Here is a 7,979-nt window from a genome sequence, read left to right as displayed (position 1 = left end):
TGCGCCCCGAACTCGGCCTCGGCGGCTTCGATGATTGCCGCGCGACGAGCCGGATCGACCCGCGCCCACGTGACCGTCGGCATCACGCCTCCTTGCGTAAGATGACCACTGGTCATTCTACTGTGAGCCACGCCACAGTCAAGAGGTGCGGTCCGGTCCTCTCGGCCCAACGTGAAACTAACTTCACGCTCGCGGCCCAACGTGAAACCAACTTCACGCTCGGCGTGATAAACGTGCGTTCATGACGGTTTCCCCGGAGGATCGGGTCACGGCTTTCGTCGCGGCCGACCCCGACCGCGTCTGGGACTTGATCAGCGACATCACCCGGATGGGGCAGTGGAGTCCGGAGTGCTACCAGGCCAGGTGGCTTACGTCCAAGCGCGGCAAGGACGCATGGTTTGTCGGCCTCAACAGGGATCGTGGTCTGAGCTGGCCTTCGCCAGCGGTCGTCACCGAATCGGAGCGCGGCAAGGTATTCGCCTTCCGAGCAGCCAGCGGAGTGCTTTGGCGGTACCGCTTGACAGCCGAGAACGACGGTTGCCTGCTCGTGGAGGAACGCATCACCACGGGCGAGTTTCGTTGGGTGAAGACGGCCTACCGCGTGTTCCTCGGCGGCTATGAGCGTCGCGTGAGCGTGCTGCGGGCCGGCATGCAACGAACCGTAGAACGCATCAGAGACGCCGCCGAAAGCGGAGATTCTTCGATCCCGCGCTAGAGGGCATACAGCCGCCAACGCCCCGGCACACCCTTGAGTTCATGCTCGCCGCGTTCGTGGAACACCCGTCGTGACCCAGTGACGATCTCCCGCACGGTCGAGGAGACCAGCACTTCACTCGGGCCCGCGAGAGCGGCGATGCGCGCGCCGATATGCACGGTCATGCCGGCAACGTCATCACCGCGAACTTCGACCTCACCGATGTGGATACCGCTGCGGACCTCGATCCCCAACGGGCGCGTCACGCCGACAATCGCTGCCGCACAGTCCATCGCCACGCTCGGGCTCCCGAAGACCGCCAGAAATCCGTCGCCCACGGTGTTGACTTCGCGGCCGCCGAAACGGTTGAGCTGTCCGCGAATGATGTTGTCGTGGTTATCCAACAGATCGCGCCAGCCGTCGTCGCCAAGGGTCGCCGCGTGCTGCGTCGAGCCGACGATGTCGGTGAACAAAATCGAGGCCACCACGCGATCGCAACCAGCGCCACCGCGCACACCCGTAACGAATTCCTCTACCTCGGCCAGCAATTCAGCAGTTTGGCCAACCCAATACAGCATGTCGGCGCCGGGAATCTCGACGTAAGTCGACCGCGGTATGCGCTCCGCTAAGTAGCGCCCATGTTCGGGCGCAACGTAGGTGGCGTCACGGCGGTGCACAATGAGCGTCGGCGCTGTGATGTGTTCGAGAACGTCACGCACGTCACCGTTTACCGCCGCCTCACCCACCGCGCGGGCCATGGTCGGCGATGCCGCCCGATTGCCCGCAAGGTCCCACCACGTGCGAAACGCTTCCACGCCAGCGACCGAGGGGGCCACCAATTCCAGGACATCGATACCCAGCTCGACCGCGTCGAGTTCATAGGCCACCGTCGTCAAGGCGGTGGACTGAGTCTGCTTGACGCCGAACGGATAGTCGTCGGCCCATGAAAAGCGAGCTGCGCCGTTGACGAGAATCAGTCCAGCCACCCGATCGGGGTAAGTCGCGGCCAATACGAGTCCGGCCATCGATGCCCAACCCGAAACAAAGATCGTCGCCTTCGGACACCCAATCGCATCCAGCACCGCGACGACGTCCTCGGCCCAAAACTGCGGCCCGATCATGTCTAGTGATGGAACGCTCGACGAAAGACCCAATCCACGGTAGTCGAGCCGGATCACCCGCGAAAATGACGCAAGCCGTTGATGAAAGCGGTTCATCGACGGCTCGGCCGCGATCGAATCGATCGAAATCAGCGCGGTCGGCAGCACGACAAGATCGGGTCCACCATCACCGAGCACCTGATAGGCGATGTCCATGCCGCCGCTCTTGGCGTAGCGAGTCCGACTTGCACTGCCCACGGCAAAAGGCTAGTTCAGGCGACCCTTCTCTGGACGAGGATCACACGACGTACTTGCTAAGCGGCGCAGCCAGATCGCCCGCAAAGATTGGAGCCACTGGCTAATATTTTCTGGTGTTTGACCAGTGGCCCATTGTCGGCAGAAGCCGGGAGATCGACGAGGTCAGCCGCCTGCTCGCTGACACTGACGGGCTGCGAGGTGTCGCATTGTCGGGCAACGCCGGGGTGGGCAAGTCGCGATTGGCCCGCGAGGCCGTGCAGGCGGCCGCCGATGCCGGGTGGACGGTCCGCAGCACTGCCGCCACCGTCACCAGCCGCACGATTCCGCTGGGCACCTTCGCAACGTGGACCGACGACACCGACGGCGCGCCCCACACATTGGCGCGCCGGGTCGTTGATGCGCTGACCGCCGGTACGCAACCGGACCGTCTCCTGGTCTTCGTCGACGATGCCCATCTCCTCGATGACCTGTCCGCCCTGGTGCTGCATCAACTCGTGCAGTCGCAGGCCGCGACGGTCATCGTCACGATTCGTACGGGCGAGCGGGCTCCGGCCGCAGTAACGGCGCTCTGGAAAGACGGGCTGGTGGTCCGGCACGAGATCGACCCGTTGACCCGGGACCAGACCGACGAGCTGTTGTTGGCAGTGACGGGGTGCGCACCGGATCAGCGGTGCCGGGACGAACTATGGCGTCTCACGCGCGGAAACGTGTTGTTCCTGCGGCAGCTGGTCGAACAGGAGCTCCGTGCGGGACGCATGGTCAGCACCGACGGCGTTCTGCGTTGGCAGGGAAACCTCGGAGTGTCGGGGTCCCTGGCCGAGCTGGTGGATGCGCAGATCGGCGCCATTCCCGACGATGTGCGCGACGTCGTCGATCTCGTAGCCGTTTCCGAACCCGTCGACTGGCGGTGCCTGAGACTGATCGCCGAGCAGGACGCCATTGAGGAGGCCGAACAGCGCAAACTGATCCGGCTGTCCGCCGACGAGGTGTACATCGGCCATCCCATGTTTGCCGAGGTGCGTCTGAATCGCTGCGGGTCCGCGCGGTTGCGACGCCTTCGTGGCCAGGTCGCAACCGCGATGAAGGACGGCGGGCGCGCCACGAAGGTGATGAAGCGGGGACTGCTCTGGGTGGAGTCGGACCTTCCGCCCGAGCTGGACGTGCTGCTGTCGGCAGCCACGGCGGCGAGTTCGCTCTTGGACTTCGAGACCGCGGAGCGGCTCTTCCGCGCCGCCGCCGACACCGGCATCGGGGCGCAAGCGCGGATACCGCTGGCCTACTCCCTGTTCATGATGGAGAAGGGCGAGCTTGCGTTGGAAGTCCTCGACGGCGTGGAGGTCGACGAGGCGACGGAGTCCGCATTCATCAACGACATCGTGATGCGTGCGTCAAATCTGTTGTGGGGCATGCGATCACCGGAGCGCTCCTGGCGGCTCATCGACGATGCGCTCAAGGCCTCGCACGGTGCGCGACGACAACAAGTGCTGGTGTTTCGCGCCAATCAGCTCGCGCTGGCGGCGAAGCCGCACGAGGTCCTGGCGACGATGGCCGAGGTCGATTACCAGGACATCGACACCTACGGCGCGGCGATGGCTTACGGCGCCGAAAGCATGGCCTACGGCGAACTCGGTCAACCCGATCAGGCCGTCGCGAAGGCGATCGACGCCGGCGAGGCACTGACGTTGAGCGAGCAGGGCAAATTTCTTCGGCAGACGTTCACCGAGTTCCACACGTTCGCCCTGGCGGCGGCCGGCCGCATCGCCGAGGCGGTCGACGTCGCCGAACGCCACCACCGCGCCCATCGCGAAGAGCCTGCGGATGTCCGAGCGGTGGCGGCGGAGATCCTCGGCATGGTGATGTTGGCCGCGGGTGATCTCGACGCGGCGCTGTGGCAGCTGCCGGATGAGGTCGATGCCGAGATGGCGAACAGTTTCCACGTCGTCAACAGCTTTCACCGGTTCCACTTGCTGCGCGCCCAGGCACTGGCCCGATCCGGCGACGCGGACGCAGCCGCTGAAGCCCTCAAAACTGCCCGGGCGCACCAGCATCCGGCCTACGTGTACGTCACGTCCACCGAACTGCTGAGCGAAGCCTGGCTGGCGGCCGTCCGCTCGCGGTCCACCGAGGCGCGCCGACTGGCCCGCCAGGCGGCGGACTTCGCGCGCGACCACGACCAACTAGCCCGTGAAGTGTGGTGTTTACAGACCGCCGTGCAATTCGACGACACCGACGCGGCCGAGCGACTCGCGGACCTTGCTACCCGTGTCGAAGGCCCGCGCGTCGCGATCGCAGCGCACTACGCGGCGGCGCTGCAATCCGACGACGCCGGTGAACTCGACCGGGCCTCAGCCGAATTCGAGGCGATGGGCGACCTGCTGACCGCCGCCGACGCCGCGGGGCAAGCCGCCACGTCACACCGGCGCGCGGGCCGCGCAGGCAGCGCGATGACAGCCGCGGCACGCGCACACCGTCTGGCGGCACGGTGTCACGGCGCGACCAGCCCCGCCATCGAGGCAGCTTCCTTCGCGCCGCCGTTCACCAACCGAGAACGCGAGATCGCGGTGTTGGTTGCCCAGGGCCTGTCGAATCGTGAGATCGCCGACGCGGTGTCGCTGTCCGTGCGGACCGTCGAGAGCCACATTTATCGGGCCTGCAGCAAGGCCGGCGTCGCCGGCCGCACCGGCCTGGCCGACGTCATCGGCGTCGCGTCGTTGTTGCGCGGCGGCGAACGCTGATTGCAGTAGTCCTTCGCTGACGCGGCTAAAAATTGCAGTAGTCCGTCCCGGATAGAACGGTCGCGGTTTCGGCACACGATGGTCGGCGAACGCGTCGGGCGCGTTGTGACGAAAGCAAGATGCCATGGATTTCGGGTTGCTGCCCCCAGAAGTCAACTCGGGGTTGATGTACGCCGGCCCGGGATCGGGACCGCTGCTGGCCGCCGCGGCGGCCTGGGATGCGGTCGCCGCCGAGCTGGAATCCTCGGCCGCGGGCTACTCCTCGCAAATCGCCGACCTGACCGGGCTGGCCTGGTTCGGGCCGTCGTCGATGGCGATGTCGGGCGCGGCCGCACCCTATGCGGCGTGGCTGCAGGCGGCGGCCGCCCAGGCCGGGCAGACCGCCGCCCAGGCCTACGCGGCGGCCGCGGCCTACGAGGCCGCGTTCGCGATGACGGTGCCCCCGCCGGTCATCGCGGCCAACCGGTCGCTGTTGATGGCGTTGATCGCCACCAATTTCTTCGGGCAGAACACCGCCGCGATCGCGGCCACCGAAGCCCAGTACACAGCAATGTGGGTACAAGACGCCGCCGCGATGTACGCCTACGCCGCCGACTCGGCGACCGCCAGCACGCTTGAGTCGTTTGACGAGCCGTCGCAGACCACCAACCCGGCGGGCCAAGACGCCCAAGCACGCTCGGTGGCCCAGACCGCCGCCAACACCACCAACGCCCGCACCCAATCCCTGACCCAGATGACCCAGACCCTGGCCACTCAGCAGGGCAACCTCGTCGACCCGCCCCTGCCCCCCGGCAGCACCGCCAACATCGCACCCGGCGGCGCCACCATCGACCCCGGCGTGAGCTTCACCGCCAGCGCCGGCAACCCCATCGATGTGACCGGCGGGACTGGCGCCTTTATCATTTTCCCCAACCCCTTCACCTTTACCAACCCGCTTGGGGCGACCATAACCACCAATCATGGTGCGGCCGTCATTTTTGGTCCTGGAACGTGGATCGTGCAGGCCGGCACCGGCACCCAAATCACTGGCTCCGCCGGCATTGCCACCATCCCCAGCGGCTCGGTCACCGCGGGTGGCGCAGGCGCCGAGGTCACCATCAACGCCACCACCGGCCTCGTCACCGCCATCAACAGCGGCACCGTCATCGCCGGCCCCGTCACCGCCACCCCCTACTTCCTGCCCGTTGCCCCCGTCGTGGCCAGCGCGCCCAGCGCCTTGGGTGCGGCACCCGCGGCCGGCGTCGCAGGCAGCGCACCGGGCCTGGCGGGAACCGCCGCTATCCAACCCCAACTCAACGTTGACGCACTCATAGACGCGCTCTCGGCCGCCGCCGAATAACGGCGCGACCTGACCCGAATGCAGTAGTCCGTCGCTACCGCTTGCGAAAAATGCAGTAGTCCGTCCCGGAACGAACTGTCGCCGCTTCGGCACACGATGGTCGGCGAACACGCTGGCCATATGGTGGGACGAGAGCAAGTTGCCATGGATTTCGGGTTGCTGCCCCCAGAGGTCAATTCGGGGTTGATGTATGCCGGCCCGGGATCGGGACCGCTGCTGGCCGCCGCGGCGGCCTGGGATGCGGTGGCCGCCGAGCTGGAATCGGCTGCCGTGGGTTACTCGTCGTCGGTGTCGGAGCTGACCGGTTTGACCTGGTTGGGTCCGTCGTCGATGGCGATGTCGGGTGCGGCTGCACCGTATGTGGCGTGGCTGCAGGCCGCGGCCGCGCAGGCCGGGCAGACCGCAGCCCAGGCGTATGCGGCGGCCGCCGCGTATGAGGCCGCGTTTGCGATGACGGTGCCCCCGCCGGTGATCGCGGCCAACCGTGCCCAGCTGATGGCGTTAATCGCGACCAATTTCTTCGGGCAGAACACCGCGGCGATCGCGGCCACCGAAGCCCAGTACACGGCGATGTGGGCCCAGGACGCCGCCGCCATGTATGCCTACGCCGCCGACTCGGCGACCGCGACCACCATGACGTCATTCGACGAGCCGCCGCAGACCACCAACCCGAATGGTCAGACTGACCAAGCCAACTCGGTGGCCCAAACCACCGCCAACACCACCAGCACCCGCACCCAATCCGTGGTTCAGAGCCTCGCCACCCAGCAGGGCAACCTCGTCGACCCACCCCTGCCCCAAGGCAGCACCGCCAACATCGCACCCGGCGGCGCCACCATCGAACCTGGCGTGACCTTCACCGCCACCCCCGGCAACCCCGTCACCGTTAGCTCTGGCGCCGCGTTCACAGTCGACAGCTACGCCACCTGGTTGTACCAAGGACAGCTCGTCGGCAGCTACGGATCTGGGTTGCTCAGGTACTCCTACGGCTTCACGTTCCTGAGTGGCACCTTTACCGTGTACCCGCCCTGGGTAGAAGGCGCTGGGTTCACCATCCCCAGCGGCGCCGTCACGGCCGGCAGCGCCGGCGTCGAGGTCACCATCAACGCCGGCACCGGCCTCGTCACCGCCATCAACGCCGGCACCGTCATCACCGCCCCCATCACCGCCACCCCCTACTCTTTCGCCCCCGTCGTGGCCAGCTCGTCGAGCGCGTTGGGGGCAGCACCGGCGGCGGCGCCATTGATCAGCGCACCGGGCCTGGCGGGAACCGCAGCCATCCAGCCCCAGCTCAACGTCGACGCACTCATAGACGCACTCGCCGCCGCCGAATAGCAGCGCAATCTGACTCGCTTCTTGGCGAACGTGACGCCACAGTCACTCTCGAACCCCAGCGTGACTGCAGCGTCACACTCGGCGAAAGGGCTAGGGCCGCATCTGGTAGGCACCGTTGATCGGCTGGATGTGTTCCTTCCAGACCTGGTCGTAGCGCGCCTGGTCGAACACCGGACGACGGATCATCCGCATCGCGAAGCGGGCCTGCGCGTCGGTCGTGGCGTGCTTGTCGCCCAGCTCGACGGCGTAGCTGTTGAAGTCGCGGACCAGCACCGCAAAGATCTCGTCGATCAGCGCCTCGCCTACTCCGGACAGTGGGGCTTCCTCCAGGATCAGCTGGGCGTAGGGCACCGTCGCGAACAGCTGACCGACCCCGAAGGCGAAGTCAATGTCCTTCTGCTGCACCGCATCTGGGGTGGTGTTGGCCAGCATTTCGGCCAGCACGTCGATCTGCTCACGCAGCAGGGCGACGTTGGGCAGGTGCGCGAAGCTCTCGAACGGCGCACGCCAATCGTGGA

Annotated in this window: 5 protein-coding genes and 2 pseudogenes; 4 read left to right on the top strand and 3 right to left on the bottom strand. The window is 66.6% G+C overall.

The window, feature by feature from the left end; translation table 11 throughout:
* Positions 1–83: pseudogene (locus ACZY0B_RS26195) on the bottom strand (TetR/AcrR family transcriptional regulator); the annotation flags it as partial.
* 158 nt (positions 84–241) lie between these two features.
* Here ACZY0B_RS26195 and ACZY0B_RS26190 point away from each other — a divergent pair.
* Positions 242–715, top strand: coding sequence for an SRPBCC family protein (locus ACZY0B_RS26190; RefSeq protein WP_463767151.1), 474 nt, complete (start codon positions 242–244; stop codon positions 713–715).
* Here the strand turns inward: ACZY0B_RS26190 and ACZY0B_RS26185 are convergent.
* Positions 712–2,010, bottom strand: a complete 1,299-nt coding sequence (locus tag ACZY0B_RS26185; RefSeq protein ID WP_463767153.1) for an adenylate/guanylate cyclase domain-containing protein — start codon at positions 2,008–2,010, stop codon at positions 712–714. The two genes, ACZY0B_RS26190 and ACZY0B_RS26185, sit on opposite strands and share 4 nt — an antisense overlap.
* Positions 2,011–2,165: 155 nt before the next feature.
* Between ACZY0B_RS26185 and ACZY0B_RS26180 the strand changes: the two genes are divergently transcribed.
* The 3 genes from ACZY0B_RS26180 to ACZY0B_RS26170 all read left to right on the top strand — a co-directional run bounded on the left by ACZY0B_RS26180 (position 2,166) and on the right by ACZY0B_RS26170 (position 7,461).
* On the top strand, positions 2,166–4,787 hold the full coding sequence (locus ACZY0B_RS26180; protein WP_463767150.1) for a helix-turn-helix transcriptional regulator: 2,622 nt from the start codon (positions 2,166–2,168) through the stop codon (positions 4,785–4,787).
* A gap of 124 nt (positions 4,788–4,911) precedes the next feature.
* Positions 4,912–6,126, top strand: coding sequence for a PPE family protein (locus ACZY0B_RS26175; protein WP_463767149.1), 1,215 nt, complete (start codon positions 4,912–4,914; stop codon positions 6,124–6,126).
* A 144-nt stretch (positions 6,127–6,270) separates the two neighbouring features.
* Positions 6,271–7,461, top strand: a complete 1,191-nt coding sequence (locus ACZY0B_RS26170; protein ID WP_463767148.1) for a PPE family protein — start codon at positions 6,271–6,273, stop codon at positions 7,459–7,461.
* Between the two features lie 90 nt (positions 7,462–7,551).
* On the opposite strand, the pseudogene ACZY0B_RS26165 reads toward ACZY0B_RS26170, so the two are convergent.
* Positions 7,552–7,979: pseudogene (locus ACZY0B_RS26165) on the bottom strand (acyl-CoA dehydrogenase); the annotation flags it as partial.

This window comes from Mycobacterium sp. IDUB_19 (assembly GCF_055419445.1).
The sequence above is the reverse complement of the archived record's forward strand: the minus strand, read 5'-3'. Positions and strand labels throughout refer to the sequence as shown.

Excerpts from the sequence above, each read along its gene's own strand:
- ACZY0B_RS26190 (WP_463767151.1), top strand. The coding sequence starts at position 242 with ATGACGGTTTCCCCGGAGGATCGGGTCACGGCTTTCGTCGCGGCCGAC.
- ACZY0B_RS26185 (WP_463767153.1), bottom strand. The coding sequence starts at position 2,010 with ATGGACATCGCCTATCAGGTGCTCGGTGATGGTGGACCCGATCTTGTC.
- ACZY0B_RS26170 (WP_463767148.1), top strand. The coding sequence starts at position 6,271 with ATGGATTTCGGGTTGCTGCCCCCAGAGGTCAATTCGGGGTTGATGTAT.
- ACZY0B_RS26175 (WP_463767149.1), top strand. The coding sequence starts at position 4,912 with ATGGATTTCGGGTTGCTGCCCCCAGAAGTCAACTCGGGGTTGATGTAC.